The sequence below is a fragment of the Vibrio sinaloensis genome (genome assembly GCF_023195835.1).
Classification (GTDB): domain Bacteria; phylum Pseudomonadota; class Gammaproteobacteria; order Enterobacterales; family Vibrionaceae; genus Vibrio; species Vibrio sinaloensis_C.
In genome coordinates this window covers 1,260,356-1,275,630 of sequence record NZ_CP096199.1, presented here as the reverse complement: position 1 = coordinate 1,275,630, position 15,275 = coordinate 1,260,356, and the positions used below count along the sequence as shown (strand labels likewise).

13 protein-coding genes are annotated in these 15,275 nt (G+C 45.9%); 6 read left to right on the top strand and 7 right to left on the bottom strand.

Annotated elements, in window-relative coordinates; translation table 11 throughout:
* The first annotated feature begins 105 nt into the window (after positions 1 to 105).
* Positions 106 to 1,539, top strand: coding sequence for a DUF2867 domain-containing protein (locus tag MTO69_RS05935; protein WP_248332387.1), 1,434 nt, complete (start codon positions 106 to 108; stop codon positions 1,537 to 1,539).
* Between the two features lie 21 nt (positions 1,540 to 1,560).
* On the opposite strand, the gene MTO69_RS05930 is transcribed toward MTO69_RS05935, so the two are convergent.
* From MTO69_RS05930 to rsuA, 3 genes are all read right to left on the bottom strand, one after another.
* Positions 1,561 to 2,220 carry a DUF2913 family protein gene (locus MTO69_RS05930; protein WP_248332371.1) on the bottom strand — a complete coding sequence of 220 codons (660 nt, stop codon included), beginning with the start codon at positions 2,218 to 2,220 and terminating at the stop codon, positions 1,561 to 1,563.
* Positions 2,220 to 3,419: a Bcr/CflA family multidrug efflux MFS transporter gene (locus MTO69_RS05925; protein WP_248332353.1), complete on the bottom strand. Its 1,200-nt coding sequence runs from the start codon at positions 3,417 to 3,419 to the stop codon at positions 2,220 to 2,222. The genes MTO69_RS05930 and MTO69_RS05925 overlap by 1 nt, the downstream gene beginning before the upstream one ends.
* Positions 3,420 to 3,612: 193 nt before the next feature.
* Complete coding sequence (rsuA, locus tag MTO69_RS05920; protein ID WP_248332335.1) at positions 3,613 to 4,314, bottom strand: 16S rRNA pseudouridine(516) synthase RsuA; 702 nt, start codon at positions 4,312 to 4,314, stop codon at positions 3,613 to 3,615.
* A 73-nt stretch (positions 4,315 to 4,387) separates the two neighbouring features.
* On the opposite strand from rsuA, the gene MTO69_RS05915 reads away from it, so the two are divergent.
* The 4 genes from MTO69_RS05915 to MTO69_RS05900 all read left to right on the top strand — a co-directional run bounded on the left by MTO69_RS05915 (position 4,388) and on the right by MTO69_RS05900 (position 8,603).
* Complete coding sequence (locus MTO69_RS05915) at positions 4,388 to 6,127, top strand: DEAD/DEAH box helicase (protein WP_248332289.1); 1,740 nt, start codon at positions 4,388 to 4,390, stop codon at positions 6,125 to 6,127.
* A gap of 112 nt (positions 6,128 to 6,239) precedes the next feature.
* The gene (locus MTO69_RS05910; protein ID WP_248334425.1) at positions 6,240 to 6,608 is read left to right on the top strand and encodes a PepSY domain-containing protein; all 369 of its coding nucleotides are present in this window, start codon (positions 6,240 to 6,242) and stop codon (positions 6,606 to 6,608) included.
* A 5-nt stretch (positions 6,609 to 6,613) separates the two neighbouring features.
* A complete protein-coding gene (locus MTO69_RS05905) occupies positions 6,614 to 7,273 on the top strand; it encodes a response regulator transcription factor (RefSeq protein WP_248332264.1) in 660 nt (219 codons plus the stop codon).
* Entirely contained in the window at positions 7,263 to 8,603 is a 1,341-nt protein-coding gene (locus MTO69_RS05900; RefSeq protein ID WP_248332232.1) for an ATP-binding protein, read from the top strand. Before MTO69_RS05905 ends, MTO69_RS05900 begins: the two co-directional genes overlap by 11 nt.
* 127 nt (positions 8,604 to 8,730) lie before the next feature.
* Here MTO69_RS05900 and MTO69_RS05895 read toward each other — a convergent pair whose 3' ends face one another.
* Genes MTO69_RS05895 through MTO69_RS05880 form a run of 4 tightly spaced genes read right to left on the bottom strand, consistent with a single transcriptional unit; the run spans position 8,731 to position 14,426 of the window.
* On the bottom strand, positions 8,731 to 9,483 hold the full coding sequence (locus MTO69_RS05895) for a DUF2931 family protein (protein WP_248332213.1): 753 nt from the start codon (positions 9,481 to 9,483) through the stop codon (positions 8,731 to 8,733).
* Positions 9,458 to 11,599: a T6SS phospholipase effector Tle1-like catalytic domain-containing protein gene (locus MTO69_RS05890; RefSeq protein WP_248332197.1), complete on the bottom strand. Its 2,142-nt coding sequence runs from the start codon at positions 11,597 to 11,599 to the stop codon at positions 9,458 to 9,460. Before MTO69_RS05890 ends, MTO69_RS05895 begins: the two co-directional genes overlap by 26 nt.
* Complete coding sequence (locus MTO69_RS05885) at positions 11,596 to 12,372, bottom strand: DUF4123 domain-containing protein (protein WP_248332178.1); 777 nt, start codon at positions 12,370 to 12,372, stop codon at positions 11,596 to 11,598. The genes MTO69_RS05890 and MTO69_RS05885 overlap by 4 nt, the downstream gene beginning before the upstream one ends.
* A complete protein-coding gene (locus MTO69_RS05880) occupies positions 12,372 to 14,426 on the bottom strand; it encodes a type VI secretion system Vgr family protein (RefSeq protein WP_248332149.1) in 2,055 nt (684 codons plus the stop codon). Before MTO69_RS05880 ends, MTO69_RS05885 begins: the two co-directional genes overlap by 1 nt.
* Positions 14,427 to 14,823: 397 nt before the next feature.
* On the opposite strand from MTO69_RS05880, the gene rplY reads away from it, so the two are divergent.
* Entirely contained in the window at positions 14,824 to 15,102 is a 279-nt protein-coding gene (gene rplY / locus MTO69_RS05875) for a 50S ribosomal protein L25 (protein WP_176287941.1), read from the top strand.
* Positions 15,103 to 15,275 lie beyond the last annotated feature (173 nt).

The window sequence follows — 15,275 nt, the reverse complement described above, 5'->3', positions numbered from 1 at the left end:
TAAACCCGAACCTTAGAATGCAACAGCATGAAAAACGAGAAAAAATTAGTCGCCTATTATATGATCACTGCTGATATGAAACCATCAAATTAAGCGAGGTTCGCTATGAAGAAAGTGCTGGTATTAGGCGCTTCTGGTTACGTCGGTTCGCAACTTCTCACGCAATTGTGCGACCAAGGTTACAGCGTCACTGCCGCAGCGCGACAGATTGACTACCTGCGAGCCCGCATCACGCCACATGCAAACCTGCAGATTACCTATTTAGACCTTGCTGATCTTAAGGCAACGTTGGCGCTCATAAACGAGTTTGACCTAGTCTATTTCCTAGTGCACGGCATGGCTCACGGACACGACTTCGTCGACTATGAGATTGCGCTTGCCGATAACTTTAAGCAAGCCTTGCAACAAAGCTCGGTAAAGCATGTCATTTATTTGAGCGCGATTCAGCCACAAACCGGCGATTCCAACCACCTCAAAGCCAGAAGAATGACTGGGGATATTATTCGTCAAGCTGGCGTTCCTATTACCGAACTCAGGGCAGGCGTGATTATCGGACCTGGCTCAGCGGCGTTTGAGATAATGCGTGACTTTGTCTATAACATGCCATTGCTGGTAACCCCAAAATGGGTCGATTCCAAAGCCAACCCAATTGCATTGCAAAACCTCAATCACTACTTATTAGCACTAGCGGCTGAATCACCGACCACTCATCAACTGTACGAAGTTGGCGGTCCAGATACTCTGAGCTATCGCGAACAGTTTCAAGTCATTGCCCAAGCCATCAATAAACCGATCAAAATCTGGTCCACAGCGCTGCTCACACCGGAAATGGCGTCACGCTGGCTTGGCGTGGTCACCTCTGTTCCCTCGAGTATAGGCGCTGCACTATTGTCAGGGCTCGAACATGATTTCGTCGCTAATTGCTATCAAATCCATCAAAAGTATCCGCAGCCCCTGATTAGCTTCGAGGAGATGGTGAATCACAGCATCAAACATGAAGGCACTTTTGTCCGCAGTAACGTTTGGGGGTTCGATCCTGCCGCCTTCTCACGCTGGCAGCCCGGTTTTGGTTACTACCCCAAACAGACAGGCGCAACAATCAATACTGACTTGAGTGCTGAACAGTTATGGAAAGTGATTAGCAAAATTGGCAGTCGCAAAGAGGGATACTTTTTCGCCACAATATTATGGCGGATACGTGAATGGCTAGATTTTTTTGTCGGAGGCGGAAAACCGGTGCGGCGTTCACCTCCCGGCCCTGAATTACAAGTGGGTGACTTTATTGACTCATGGAAAGTGATTCGCTGTGAAGAAAATTCCTTCATTTCGCTACTATTTGGCATGAAAGGGCCCGGCTTGGGACGGCTCGAATTTACAATCGACGATCTGGGTTCGCAAAGAACACTTACCGTGATCGCTTGGTGGCACCCTCAAGGATTCAAAGGACTACTGTATTGGTTTGCCATGATGCCAGCGCATTTGTTTATCTTTAAAGGTATGGTCAAAGCCATAGTGCGAAAAGCAAAAGAGCTCCAGTAATCGGAGCTCTTTATGTGCGTATTATGCAGTGAAGCTGAGTGGGATCTCGGCTAACTGACTGCCTCTATTGGCTGGGAAAATCAGATACTCGCCATGATACTTAACGTTAGATTTGTAGTCGGTCACTTTATGCACCATAAAGCCAGCCGCTGACGCTTTTTCAACAAAATCCGCATGATGACCACGAACAAACCAACTCATTGGCTTAACCATTTCCTCTCCGTCAAAGCAGCTATCACACTGTTCAGAACACAAGGCAAGTGAGTTTGGCCCCTCGGTAAAGATCTGCACTTTTCCACAACCAACAAGTGGCTCTGACGTCGACACTTCCCAACCATTCTGCTCCATCATATCGAGAAAGGCATCAATCTCTTTATCTCTGATCACACGCTCCGGCTCGCCTTGAGGAAAGCATTGCTGGTAGTACTTGGAAATGCGCTCAAACGTTGGCATCAGCCCTGCTTTGTCACCTTTAGAGCGGCCCATTTTTTGCCAACGGGTCAGGTCGTCAGCCACCAGACGTGAGAACTGCTGCGACTTTATCGCTTTGGTCACCCAGCGAACTAAGTAAAGGTTATTTGCGACCGATCCGTTGCTAAGCCGACCCGACTCATGCTCTTTCGCCATTTCGGCGAGAGCTTGATTCACCACTTTTTGTATTTCTACCGTATATTGCGACATTACGCTTTTCTTCCAAACATCCAATAACACGCGGCCGACACAACCGAACACGCGCTCATAACTAATATCATCGGCCAAGTGACACCACCAGGCAACCAAGCCACGACAGCGCCAACAATCGAACCTGTACCAAATCTCAATGTGCCCGCAAGCGATGAGGCCGTACCAGCCATAGTCGGATACCCGCTGAGTAACAGCCCCATAGTGTTACTGCCTATGGTGGAGAGTGTACCGATAAACATCACGACAAATATCACGGTACTCCACAGCCCAAGATCCCACACCCAAGTGGCAAATAACCCTAGCCCCGCCAACAGTTGCACGGCTAAGCCAAAACGAAGCATAGCGTGTGAGCCGACCTTTTTCACCAAACGCCCGTTAACACTGGTCATGATAATCATGGCGACGATGTTCATCCCAAACAAATAGCCAAACTGGTCCGGGCGAACACCGTAAATGTCGATATAGACAAACGAGCCTGCAGTTAAAAATGCAAACATGCCCGCAAAAGAAAATGCCCCAGAAAATATCAAACCCAACGCCTGTGGATTTTTAAACAGACGCAGATAGTTTCTTAATGTATTTCTAAGCCGCAGAGGCTGCTTGTTCTCAGCGGTTAGCGTCTCTGGTATTTTCCACAACACAAGTGCAATCACCACCAGCGAAAAGCCTGCGAGAATCCAAAATATGGCTCGCCAGCCAAACCAAACCGCCACATAGCCGCCAATCATCGGGGCGACCAAAGGTGCGATGGTAATGACCAGAGTCACGAACGACATTGCCCGTGCAAAATCTTCACGATCAAACATGTCTCGAACCACAGCTTGAATCACCACAGCCGCCGCTGCACCAGCAAAGCCTTGCGCGGTGCGAACCCAAGTCAAGGCTTCAATACCGTGTGTTGTGGCACTGACCATTGAGGCAAACGCAAAGGCAAGTATACCGAGTATTAATACCGGGCGGCGGCCATAACTGTCTGCCAAAGGGCCGTGAATGAGCTGACCAACAGCAAATCCAGCCGTGTAGGCTGTAAGTGTAATCTGCACTGCGCCCTGGGTAACACCTAAGTCACGGGCAATGGTTGGCATTGCCGGTAGATACATGTCAATCGCAAGCGGTGTCAGTGCGCCTATAGCACCAAGGACGATGAAGAGTAATAAACTGATTTGCGGTGTGTTCGGCTGCGTTTGCTCGGACATAAAGCTCCTACTCGGTTGCGGATTAGATGCAGCGTCCGTGCTGCAACCAAACAGAAAATATTAAGCCCCGGACCTTCTCTTCATGAAAAGACCGATAAGAATCAAGGCTCATGTGTTAACCGATCTATCCTCAACCATTTATAAGTAAAAGACTAGTTCCCATTTGGAAATAAACTATTTCCAAGTAAGCCAATTATTTCCAAATGGAGTCAATTTCTTGCTGAGTTAAGTAGCGGTATTCGCCAGGCTCTAGTGAATCACACAGTTCAATTGCACCAATACGTTCGCGATGAAGATGCTCCACCTTATTGCCAAGCGCGGCAAACATGCGTTTGACTTGATGATATTTGCCTTCGGTTATCGTCAACAAGACCTCATTTTCATCTCGGTCTACGATTTCCAGCTTCGCAGGTAAGGTCAGATCTTTTTCGTTGCGCAGTTGAATACCTTGCTCAAACTGCGCTATGTATTCATCTTTGATCGGATCGGCCAACCAAACTCGGTACGTCTTTTCACATTTATGTTTAGGGGACGTAATTCGATGTGACCATTGACCATCATCAGTAATCAACACCAATCCTGTGGTATCAACATCGAGTCGGCCTGCAAAATGAAGGTCTTCCATTTTTACTTCATCAAGCAACATAAATGCTGTTTGATTGAAACCATCTTCATGCGAGCAAACAAAACCATCCGGTTTGAACAGCATAATGTATCGAGGGCCTGGCTTGATGATCTCTCGACCTTGCCATTCCACACTGCAATCATCTGTTACTTTGAACGAGCCGCTTTTTTGCACGACATCATTCACCGTCACATCACCACTTTTAATGATTTTTGTTGCTTCTTTGCGCGTCGCACCAAGTGCGTCACACAGATATTTATCTAAACGCATGAATACCTCATCTTTGTTTGCTGGGGTATTATAGTGTGACTGAACCAAATAGTTGAGCTATTTCACAGAATTTATGTATACACTTCGCCCCTATCAAGCCGATTCCGTCAAAGCCGTGATCCACTATTTTCGCCAGCATACCTCACCTGCAGTGATCGTACTGCCTACCGGCGCGGGAAAAAGTCTAGTGATTGCAGAGCTTGCGCGGCTCGCCAAAGGTCGTGTCCTTGTGCTCGCACATGTTAAAGAGCTGGTTGAGCAAAACCATGCCAAATATGAAGGCTATGGTTTGAAAGGCGCGATTTTTTCCGCAGGTCTAGGGAGAAAAGAAACCGACCAACAAGTGGTCTTTGCGTCGGTCCAATCGGTCGTGCGCAATCTCGACCAGTTCAAGAATCAGTTCTCATTATTGGTGATAGATGAGTGTCACCGCGTCCCCGATAACAAAGACACCAGCTATCAAAAAGTAATCCGGCACCTCACCGAGCAAAACCCGGGCATCAAAGTTCTTGGCTTAACCGCCACCCCTTATCGATTGGGGATGGGCTGGATATATCAATATCACACCCGTGGTTTGGTGCGCAGTGAGGAACCCCGATTTTTCCGCGACTGTATTTTTGAACTGCCGATTCGTTATTTACTCGATGAAGCGTTTCTCACCCCAGCACGAATGATGGACGCCCCCGTGCTAAGTTATGACTTCTCGCAACTGAAGCCTGCCAGCACCGGACGATATAAAGAGGCGGAACTGGACATGGTGATCGACAAAGCCAAGCGAGCCACGCCGCAAATCGTTGAGCAAATTATAGAGTTTAGTAAGGATAGACACGGCGTTATGGTGTTTGCTGCAACAGTCAGGCATGCGCAAGAAATCCACGGTTTGCTTCCACAAGGTGAGGCCGCTATCGTGATTGGCGACACACCGACGCCAGATCGCGATCGCATCATCGAAGACTTCAAGCACAAGAAGATAAAGTATTTGGTTAATGTGTCAGTATTAACCACAGGGTTTGATGCCCCTCATGTAGACTTAATAGCCATCTTACGCCCAACTGAGTCGATTAGCCTCTACCAGCAGATCATTGGTCGTGGTCTACGTTTATCTCCCGGAAAACAAGAGTGTTTGGTGCTCGATTATGCCGGTAACAGCTACGATCTTTATCAACCTGAGGTCGGCGAACCCAAGCCGGATTCAGACAGTGAGATCATTACCATCCCCTGTCCTGCTTGCGGATTCAACAACAATTTTTGGGGTAAACTAGACGCAAACGGCTTTCTGATTGAGCATTACGGACGAAAATGTCAGGGCTTTTTCGAAGACCAAGAAACCGGCGAGCGAGAACACTGTGACTATCGTTTCCGCGCCAAATACTGCTCGGAATGCGGCGCAGACAATGACATTGCAGCGCGAATATGTCATGAATGCGATGCGACATTAGTAGACCCTGACAAAAAGCTTAAGGAGGCGTTAAACCTGAAAGATGCGTTGGTTTTCGAGTGTATCGAGATGGACCTCTCGGTCCATAAAGACGACAAAGGCAAAAGCAGTCTTAAAGTTTCTTATATCGGTGAAAATCAAGCTCAAGTCAGCGAGTTTTGGTCCCTCAATACTAAAAATCAAAAGCAACGCTTCAAAGATCAGTTTGTTCGCCCTCACTTAGCTGACAAACATCGCCCATTTAATGACGCTTCGCCGAGCAAGGTGGTGAACAATCAACATCGATTTCGTCCTCCTCAATTTGTTATCGCCAGAAAGTCTGGCAGGTTTTGGAAAATGCGCGACAAAATCTTCGCCGACGAACTTAAGGGTTAACTGTCCTCAATTCACTTAGTGTTCATATTTGAGCCGATATACTCAAACTCAGATATGGCAAAAGGGTAATATTATGTCTATGCGTCCGATTGTTCATTGCACTATCTTAGTGATGTGTACTGTGCTGGCTTGGCCTACGCTTGCTAAAAAACACAGTGAGTATGATGGTCACGCCCTGGTTCAAGATGTCCACAAGCCCGGTACTAAAATTGAGTTTGATGAAGACCAAGATGAGGTGTATGCAGCAGTTAAAAGAGGTTACGTCAGACCTTTTTCTGAAATGTATGCCGTGGTCGAGCGTGATTTGCACGGCCGAATCATACAAGTAGAGCTCGAAGAAGACGATGATGAATGGGTGTACGAAATCAAACTTAACTACGAGAACAATATCATTAAAGTTGAGTACAACGCCCAAACTCTAGAAATGCTGCAAATCAAAGGCAGAAATATCAGACAAGCACTAAAAAATACAGAAGATTAAGGCTTATGAAAATTCTTGTGGTTGAAGATGAACCTCGTTTAGGCGAACAGATCGTTGCGTCGCTTGAACAAACCGGCTGGGTGCCTGAACTGTCCCAAGATGGTATTGATGCGCTTTACCGCGCGACCTCAGAACAGTGGGACGCCATAGTGCTTGATTTAGGCCTGCCGAAATTAGATGGTTTGACAGTGCTAAAAGGCATCCGAGATGAAAACATCAACACACCCGTGATTATCCTCAGTGCACGCGATACCCTAACGCAACGCGTAGAAGGACTCAACGCCGGTGCCGACGATTACCTAACCAAACCTTTCGAAATGGTCGAACTAAGCGCACGAATTCGCGCTCAGCTTCGCCGCGCTTCAGGTAATGCCTCGCCTGTGCTTAAGGTTGGCAACTTAAGCCTAGACACACGGACATCAAAAGTGATGTGGCAAGGTCAAGCCGTAAGCCTAACTGCGCTCGAATATAAAGTTGTTGCCTACTTTATGCATAACCCTGAGAAAGTGATCTCTCGAACCGAACTAGTTGAGCATATTTATAAACAAGATTTCGACCGCGATTCTAATACGATTGAAGTGTTCATCGGTCGAATCCGCAAAAAGATTGCACCTAAGGTGATCAAAACGGTACGCGGCTTGGGGTATCAATTGAATGCCGAATAAGCCGCGTCCTAAGCTTAAACGCCTGAGCATTAAAAGCCGCTTAGTGCTGGCGGCCATCGTTTGGCTCACTGCGATGATCTTTGCTGTCGGGGTTAGCGTTCCAAGCCAAGTGCAAAAGTATATGGTCGATGAAACTAAGAAGCAGCTCAATCTTTATATCGACGAAATATCCGCTTCAATCGAAGCCGATGACACGGGTAATGTCACGCTAACGAGCAGCCTCTCCGACCCACGCTTTAGTCGCCCATACAGTGGTCTATATTGGTCAGCACAAACCGAATCAGATTTACTTCGTTCGCGCTCATTATGGGATAAAAACCTCCGCTTTGAGCAAGATGGCAAACACTTAGTGGGAGCTCGCGAAGAGCGGCTGATTTATGTCCAAACCAATCTCTATTACCCTGACTATAACGGCCCTATAAAGGTGCTCATTGGTATTGATGATCAACCTATCAAAGAGACGGTGCATAATATCATGGGCCAGTTGTGGGTGATTCTCGCCCTACTCTACTTTGGTGTATTGGCTGTCATCATACTGCAAGTGCAATGGTCTTTGATTCCTTTGAGCAAAATGCACAAAGAGCTAGCTCAGCTGCGTGCTGGAGAAAAGACGCGCCTTGACCAAGAGTATCCCAAAGAAGTAGCGCCTGTGGTGTCCGACCTTAATGCGTTGGTGTTTCACTACCAAGAGCTACTTCAGCGTGCTCGCCACCACGCGGGGAACTTATCCCATGCACTGAAAACACCGCTTTCTGTTTTGAACAACGAAATCAAAACCCTAGACAACAAAACTCAGCAACAACTTCTTCCATCTATCGAACAAATTCAGACCCAAATTGACTATCATTTAGGGCGAGCTCGGATTGCAGGCTCAGAATACATTCTTTCGGTGCGATGCAATGTGGCGCAGCGAGTTGACGCAATTTCTATGGCATTCGATAAAGTATACGCTCCGCGTCAGATTACTTTAGTCAACGAACTCGACTCGGAGATTGAGGTCGCCGTCGATCAAACTGATTTTGATGAAATGGTCGGCAACTTGCTAGAAAATGCCTACAAATGGTCGTCTACCATTATCCGTGTGCACTCTATCCCTATCGATGACGGGGGAATAGAAATCATCATTGAGGATGATGGCCCAGGCATCCCTCAACAAAGCGTCGCTCACGTTATCGAACGTGGTGTTAGGCTAGATGAAACCACACCAGGTTCTGGATTAGGGCTGAATATCGTCAGTGAAATGGCGCACAGCTACCGAGGTAAGCTTGCATTAGAGCCAAGTAAACTCGGAGGGTTAAAGGCGATTCTAACCCTTAAGCTTTCCTCATAACCTCAACCAGCGGCTATTCATTCCATACAAAGGCAATACCCAATGAGCCCCGCAATATGCGGGGCTCAAATAGCATTTCCTAAGTTCTGTGTCACTGTCTGCACCAAACGTTATAGATTGTCGCGAATCAGTGTAATTCGGTAATTACATAATTAGTGTAGACTTTGTTTAACTTGTCCCATGGGATGGGGTCTAACGTAGCGCCCGCTTGTTCAGCTCGTTGCTCGATTCTTGAAATGTATGAACGTTGTTTGTAATCGTTAGCATCAAAACCTAAAGCATCCTCACTACTGACTTTAGTCGGAGGAACTTCTTTCAAAAACACTAAATTGTTGCAGCCTTTAATCCACACCTTTGCATGTCCATTTGGAAGCAAGCCAAATATAAACTCCGTCTTATAACAAGTGATTGTATCTCCAGAACGTCCCACGTAGCTGCTTTTGCGTAACATCGCTTTTTTTACTTTATCACCTACCGAAAACTTAGTTGTATAAAACTGCGTGTTAGTTATAGATGTCCAAGAGAGAAAAAGGTCGTCTGGTAACACGTTTGAGCCCGATACCTGAGAGCCATTTATCATAGTAAGTGTATGGATGGGTAGCCCATAACCATCATAATCACTAAACCTCTTACTGATATTATCCAGGCGACTTTTGCTCATAAATTGGCTGAAACCATGGATAGTAGACGTCCAACCATTTTCGTAATTAACACCATATGCTTGAGTGACGCTGACAGGATATAAGGAGGGAAAGGTTACACTCACTTTCCATTCCGGCTGTTCATTATGTTCGATTGACGCACACGCAACGTTATGAATACCAAAAAAAATAACCATTAAACCGAATAAGAAATTATTCCACATCTTTAGTACACTCATAACTTGCTCTTTTAAATTTGCCTTCAGTCTCGTTAAAAAGAGGATTCATACCCGTATTATCACTGGATGAATGATGACATAAATTTGCATTCATGAACTCATCCCGCCGCTCAAGAGTGCAAAGAGAGCTAACAATTTCATCATAGTTTCCTTGTTTTGCCAGTTTTAGTATCTTCTCATTCAGTTTAGAGAAATTGCTCTCAGGGCTACCTTTTTCCGACCACAACTTCCTGACCATTAGATAAGGATCATCATTCCACGCAAAGCCGTCATCATCACTTAGAGGTACACCATGAAACTCCGCCAATCCGTACATCAAACGTAAGTAAAGTCGTGATAGATCTCCCTCCACTCTCCTCTTAATATAGAGTTTTCCGACCACCCTGTAACTGTCTCTACCATGCTTTCTAATGCTGATTTCTGGTAGCGCATAGTCACTCTCTCTCCAGCCGCTACGTTGGTCTAGTAGCTGGTAGTCTCTCAACTTATCATATACATACTGAACCGCTCGTTTCTTTTCCCAGCGATCAGAAAAAGACCTAGACACGCTTTTCACTAATTTATTCTCCAATATAGGCAGAATATATCGATCTTGAGGAAAAGTCGCTTGAGAGAAATATCCTCCTCCAATGTCAGAGTGCGCTCCTGGCAAGGTTATTTCAACAAAATTCTTTCCTTCATTAATTCTATTGAGGCTGAAGTTATCTCTGCATTCCACTGTCGGATCTGCTGTTAGGTGCACAACTCTCCTAACTCTATTTGGATCCAACCAAAGTTTGACGTTTCCGTGGTCTTGGTGTGTGTCAAAATCTATATCAAGCAATGTTTTTTTATCAAACGAAATCAAATGCACGATAGACGCCACTGTGTCAAACAAGCCAGCAAACGCAATTTCACAGCTTGATTCTTCCTCATCTTCAACATCCCAATCAAAACTTGCTGGTAGTCCCAGCTTCTTCTTTTGGCACTCTTCAGAAAAGAGCTTTGCAAAACTGCCGCTGCTACCCTCAGTTGCAACATTTATGAAATGCCTCGCTGCCGCTGCACCTCGGCTGAACCCGAACACATCAAATTTCAGTTTTCCAATCCCGTCGACTCTAGCTGGCAGTTCAGTATCAAACACCCTCTTCAAGTGGGCGATGTTCTTAATTATTTTCTCAACACCATTGTTGACCTTTTGCACAACACCGTAGTCACCGATTCCTGTACCCATGCCAAAAACAGATTCATCTGCCGGTTTGATATCAACTTCGTTTCCTGTTCCAATTCCCGTAATATATTCAGAAATGGCATAAGTATTTTGATTTTCAAAATACACATCCTGGGCGTAACGGTCGAAAAGCTTCTGAATGTTGGTAAACTCATTTGCCGCACTTCCTTCTAGCGTTTCCAAGTCATCTTTTTGGCTAGAGAAAACTTTACTAAAAAAACTCTCTTCTTCCGGATAAGCAAAGCAATCTATCGATAGCTCAGTGATCGGTATTTCATCCCTTTTATAACCAGTTCGCCGCGATATTACTTCACAATTCGCATCAAATATTTGACGCCACTTGGTATAATACTTATCTAGCTGCTGTTTGCCCCACTGAGCACTGTAGGTATTGTTTCCTGTGCCATCAAAAAACATCCCCACACGCAGCGTAATAAAGTTGAAACCTCTTACTTTTAGTACATAGCTCTTATCTGCAACGAGCTTTAACGCGTCAGCTTTCCCTTTTTGATGACGCGTCGGCAACGTTTGGTCTTCAGTTAACTCCGTTAAGTCACCTGCTGTTACCTCATAGAAATTAGGAGTTGAATTTTTATTGCCTTGATAATTGTCTGCATAGTCTTTTGTGGGGTTACCTTCAGTGTTCGGCTTGCGATCCTGACCTTGTGATTCTCTCAGCCAAGGCTCACTATCGAGTTTAAGGGTCACTTCGCCAGGACAGATTTGTTCGAGTAAAATTGGGGCTTCACCCAGGGTGATTGGGTACTCATTGCTCGCCCCATCGATGAGAACACCACTTACGTTTTGAAAAGGTTGATTGAATTCATCCCTCACGACTATCTCAATCCAATGTGACTTTTTCTCACACGGTATACAATATGGGCTCGCTCCGGTGGCGCTGCTCATACACCACTCTCCTTGATAGCTTGTAACATTTTTAACTCTTCAAAAGTCAGACGAAACGGGATCGAGAATTCTGAAATGTGTATCCCTGTTTGTTGGGCGACAGCAACCATAACGTAATACTCATCTTGTTGTTGGTACCCTGCATCTATGGCTTTTTGTAACGCCTCAGAAATGGACGCCGTTGGATTGTCCAATTTTTCCATTAACTCGGGAAACAGCTCCCACCACCGACGCTCAATCGCATATGCGTGAGCACCGAGGCTATAAAGCTCAGCGAGGTGATGCGGTTGAATTTTCCACCACACGTCGGCGTTGGGTTGGAATTCTGGTTTTGGTGTATTGGAAAAGACGGCCAACTCATCGTTGGCAAAGGCCATTGCTGTTATGTTACCTAGAAAGCTAGATCTTTCTCCCTCATCCATCGTTTTTAGCATAGGCAGCACAACGTTAGGGTCATAGAAGCGGAACATGACTTCTTCGCCTTCTAAAGAGGCGGTCAGTAAACTGCGCAGATGCGCCAATACCGCTTCAATACTCTCGCAGCTACAAAGACCGATCCCTCGGTTTATTATCTCTTCTTGGAGCGATAACACTGCTTCAGAAACCGGGATAACCCAGGGTGATAGATCTTTCACTTCGGAGAACAATGCACCAGCAAAGAGAGGTACTGAATCCTCAAAACCAAAACCATGTTCTTTGACTGCGTCTAAATGCGTGTTGCTACTGACTAGCCAGTAGCTGTTTTCGCTGGTCATTAACCAATTTTTTAGCATTACGCCTCTCCTGATAACGGACAAGGCTTAACGGCGGGCACACTCGACTGCTCTGCTTTTAGAAGCGCTTGATAGCTGACTGCTTTCGACACATTGGGGGCTTGAGGTGCTTCGACTTGATTCGGTAACGTCGGGGCAACTCCAGCGTAAGCACTGCCCGAACCGGCACTACCGCCCGCATTTAAGTTGATGGCAGGACCAACGATGTGTACGCCTCCGCCATCCACTTTAACGAAACTTCCTCCAGCTTTAAGGGTAATTTCTGCGCCAGCTTCCACCACTACTTTGGCGCCGCTACTCAGTGATATTTCTCTTCCGGCTTGGGCGACCAATACGGTGGCGATTTTCTGCTCTAAGCTTCGCTGCGTAATGTCAGAATAGGTACCCTTAACCGATATTCTAGATTCGGATTGAGTCACACTGTGTTGGTTATTGGTGATTGACTGAAACTGGTCATTATTAATCTGAATATGATCATCTTGCTTAACGTGTGTGATCGCATCATTGAGAACTTTAGTCTCTAGGTCTTTTTGCGCGTGAATATAAACCTGCTCATTGCCTGCTTGATCTTCAAAACTGAGTTCGTTAAATCCGCTACCTTGATGTGACTCGGTTCTAAATACCGTTTTGCTCTTGTGTTCTGGCAGCTCGTAAGGCGGCACATTAGCGGCGTTGTAAGTACGACCAGTAATGATCGGCTGATCAGGGTCACCCTCTAGAAACGACACAATCACTTCTTGCCCCACTCTAGGCAGTGCTAACATCCCATACTGGGAGCCGGCCCAGCCTTGAGACACCCTAACCCAACAAGAACTTTGTTCATCTCCGTTTGAGTAGCGATCCCATGGAAAATGGACTTTCACTCGACCATGTTCATCACAGTAGATCTCTTCAGCTTCTGGCCCGACTACCATAGCCACTGACGCCCCATCTACCTTGGGTTTGGACTTAGGCTCCGCCTGCCAAGTGAGATTGGCAGGAATAAGCACCAAAGCGTTACTGTAAGTTGTGGAACCCTCTCCCCCTTCTTCTTGCAAAGCCTGAGGTTGAGTACCAAACACAGACATGTTGACCACCTGCCAATACCGCGTAGAAAAGTTCTCTATATCGTCTTCTAATTGAAACTTGCTTCCCGCCTGCATTTGCAGATGGTTACTTTTTGCCCAGCCCGTGTGTGACATATTGCGCAGATGCTCCAACCGTGCGCGACTAAACGCCAATCCGATTGAATCTTGTTTGTAGCGCCCGGGAAACTCGAAATGCTCATAAAGTTCGGTATCTTGATAATCAATACCACTGGCCTGGCTTTGCTGCAAAAAACGATAGTCTGGTTTCTTAAAGCTGTAGTCACCCATTGTCACTCGGCTAACTTGAGTCTTTTTGGTTTCAACCAGACTAGAAACATGCTGATACACCTCGCTACCACCAGAAGTCGAGTTGTACAGAATCGGGGATTCAAATTCGAGCAAGGCTTCGGAGGAATCACAAAACACAGCAGTGTGTTTGCCACTTTCGTGCAAGAAGTAGTAACTCATTCCCTCTTCAGCGAGTAAACGATGAATAAACTCGAGGTCACTTTCTCGATACTGGACACAGTACTCTCTCTCGACATAGTCATGCTTCAGTGCGAAAGCGTAATCAGAGATACCCATCTCCTGAAGCAGAATTGACACGATGTCGGGAACGGTCTGAAATTGGAAGATTCGACTGTTGTGACGCAGTGAAAGTCGTTCTAACTCCGGCACTAACACCACAGAATAAAAGGTGTGATGATGGCCAGTGTCCCCTTTAGTAAACTGACGAACAATGCCATGAATCACGCGTTGCAGCGCATTGTCTTTATAGAGTTCTAACTGTACTTTTTTATCAACAATCTCGTCTTGGTGCAGATTGCTTCTTCTACTCGCGAGATCAATCTTGTATCGATAGCCAATGCATTCAGCGTCTGACACTAACTGAGATGAGGAAATAGACTCAGTACCAGTAAATTGCCGAACCACGAGTGAGTTGTCATCTAGTCCATCAATTTTTATCTGGTAATGCAGCGTTGCCATAATGCGTCCTTTACTTACTCACGAAGGAGAGACTGTTCAATCAATCTACGCGACACTGCAAAGATAGCGCCAATCAGAAAACGGCCGATAACCGCGACTTACAGCGTTTCTCAGCCACTTATCAAGCAAGCTTTTGCCTATCCGTAGGCAGCATTTTACTCGCAGGCAAGTTTTTTGGATTGAACAATAGGCTGCTAGCAGGCAAATTAGGCTCAAACCGTTGATTATATTTGACGTCAAAACACGCTATTGCTGGATTTTGAGTTGCGACAAAAGGGATACAATGATAGTATCCGCGCTCGCTTATGGAGTTACTACCAATTTCTTCTAAGCGCTTGATATCCGCAAGGTCGCATTGCGGATGTATAAACTCAATTTCTTTTTAGAGAGTCATACTATGAAATTTGAAGCAGTAGTACGTACTGAACTAGGTAAAGGTGCGAGCCGCCGCCTACGTCACGCTGGTAAATTCCCTGCAGTTGTATACGGCGGTGAAGAAGCAGCAGTTGCAATCGTTCTTAACCACGATGAAGTTATGAACCAAATGGACAAGCCAGAATTCTACGAAGCAATCACTCTAGTGATTGACGGCGCTGAAGTTAAGGTTAAGCCACAAGACGTTCAACGTCACGCGTTCAAGCCAAAAGTTGAGCACATGGACTTCATCCGCATCTAATTCCCTACCAAGGAATTAGTTGGATTAAATCCAGCCTTTTGCATATAAGATAATCGGCCTTACCAACCGAGACATCTAAAAATTCGAAACCCCGATGCTACCAACATCGGGGTTTCACCGTTTTTGAGCCCTCAAAAACGCTCTCAATTCTCTTCAACTTACTGAAACTTAGT

What these genes read in the sequence shown, in the direction of transcription:
- MTO69_RS05935 (WP_248332387.1), top strand. Translation starts at nt 106, where the DNA reads ATGAAGAAAGTGCTGGTATTAGGCGCTTCTGGTTACGTCGGTTCGCAA.
- MTO69_RS05930 (WP_248332371.1), bottom strand. Translation starts at nt 2,220, where the DNA reads ATGTCGCAATATACGGTAGAAATACAAAAAGTGGTGAATCAAGCTCTC.
- MTO69_RS05925 (WP_248332353.1), bottom strand. Translation starts at nt 3,419, where the DNA reads ATGTCCGAGCAAACGCAGCCGAACACACCGCAAATCAGTTTATTACTC.
- rsuA (WP_248332335.1), bottom strand. Translation starts at nt 4,314, where the DNA reads ATGCGTTTAGATAAATATCTGTGTGACGCACTTGGTGCGACGCGCAAA.
- MTO69_RS05915 (WP_248332289.1), top strand. Translation starts at nt 4,388, where the DNA reads ATGTATACACTTCGCCCCTATCAAGCCGATTCCGTCAAAGCCGTGATC.
- MTO69_RS05910 (WP_248334425.1), top strand. Translation starts at nt 6,240, where the DNA reads ATGTGTACTGTGCTGGCTTGGCCTACGCTTGCTAAAAAACACAGTGAG.
- MTO69_RS05905 (WP_248332264.1), top strand. Translation starts at nt 6,614, where the DNA reads ATGAAAATTCTTGTGGTTGAAGATGAACCTCGTTTAGGCGAACAGATC.
- MTO69_RS05900 (WP_248332232.1), top strand. Translation starts at nt 7,263, where the DNA reads ATGCCGAATAAGCCGCGTCCTAAGCTTAAACGCCTGAGCATTAAAAGC.
- MTO69_RS05895 (WP_248332213.1), bottom strand. Translation starts at nt 9,483, where the DNA reads ATGAGTGTACTAAAGATGTGGAATAATTTCTTATTCGGTTTAATGGTT.
- MTO69_RS05890 (WP_248332197.1), bottom strand. Translation starts at nt 11,599, where the DNA reads ATGAGCAGCGCCACCGGAGCGAGCCCATATTGTATACCGTGTGAGAAA.
- MTO69_RS05885 (WP_248332178.1), bottom strand. Translation starts at nt 12,372, where the DNA reads ATGCTAAAAAATTGGTTAATGACCAGCGAAAACAGCTACTGGCTAGTC.
- MTO69_RS05880 (WP_248332149.1), bottom strand. Translation starts at nt 14,426, where the DNA reads ATGGCAACGCTGCATTACCAGATAAAAATTGATGGACTAGATGACAAC.
- rplY (WP_176287941.1), top strand. Translation starts at nt 14,824, where the DNA reads ATGAAATTTGAAGCAGTAGTACGTACTGAACTAGGTAAAGGTGCGAGC.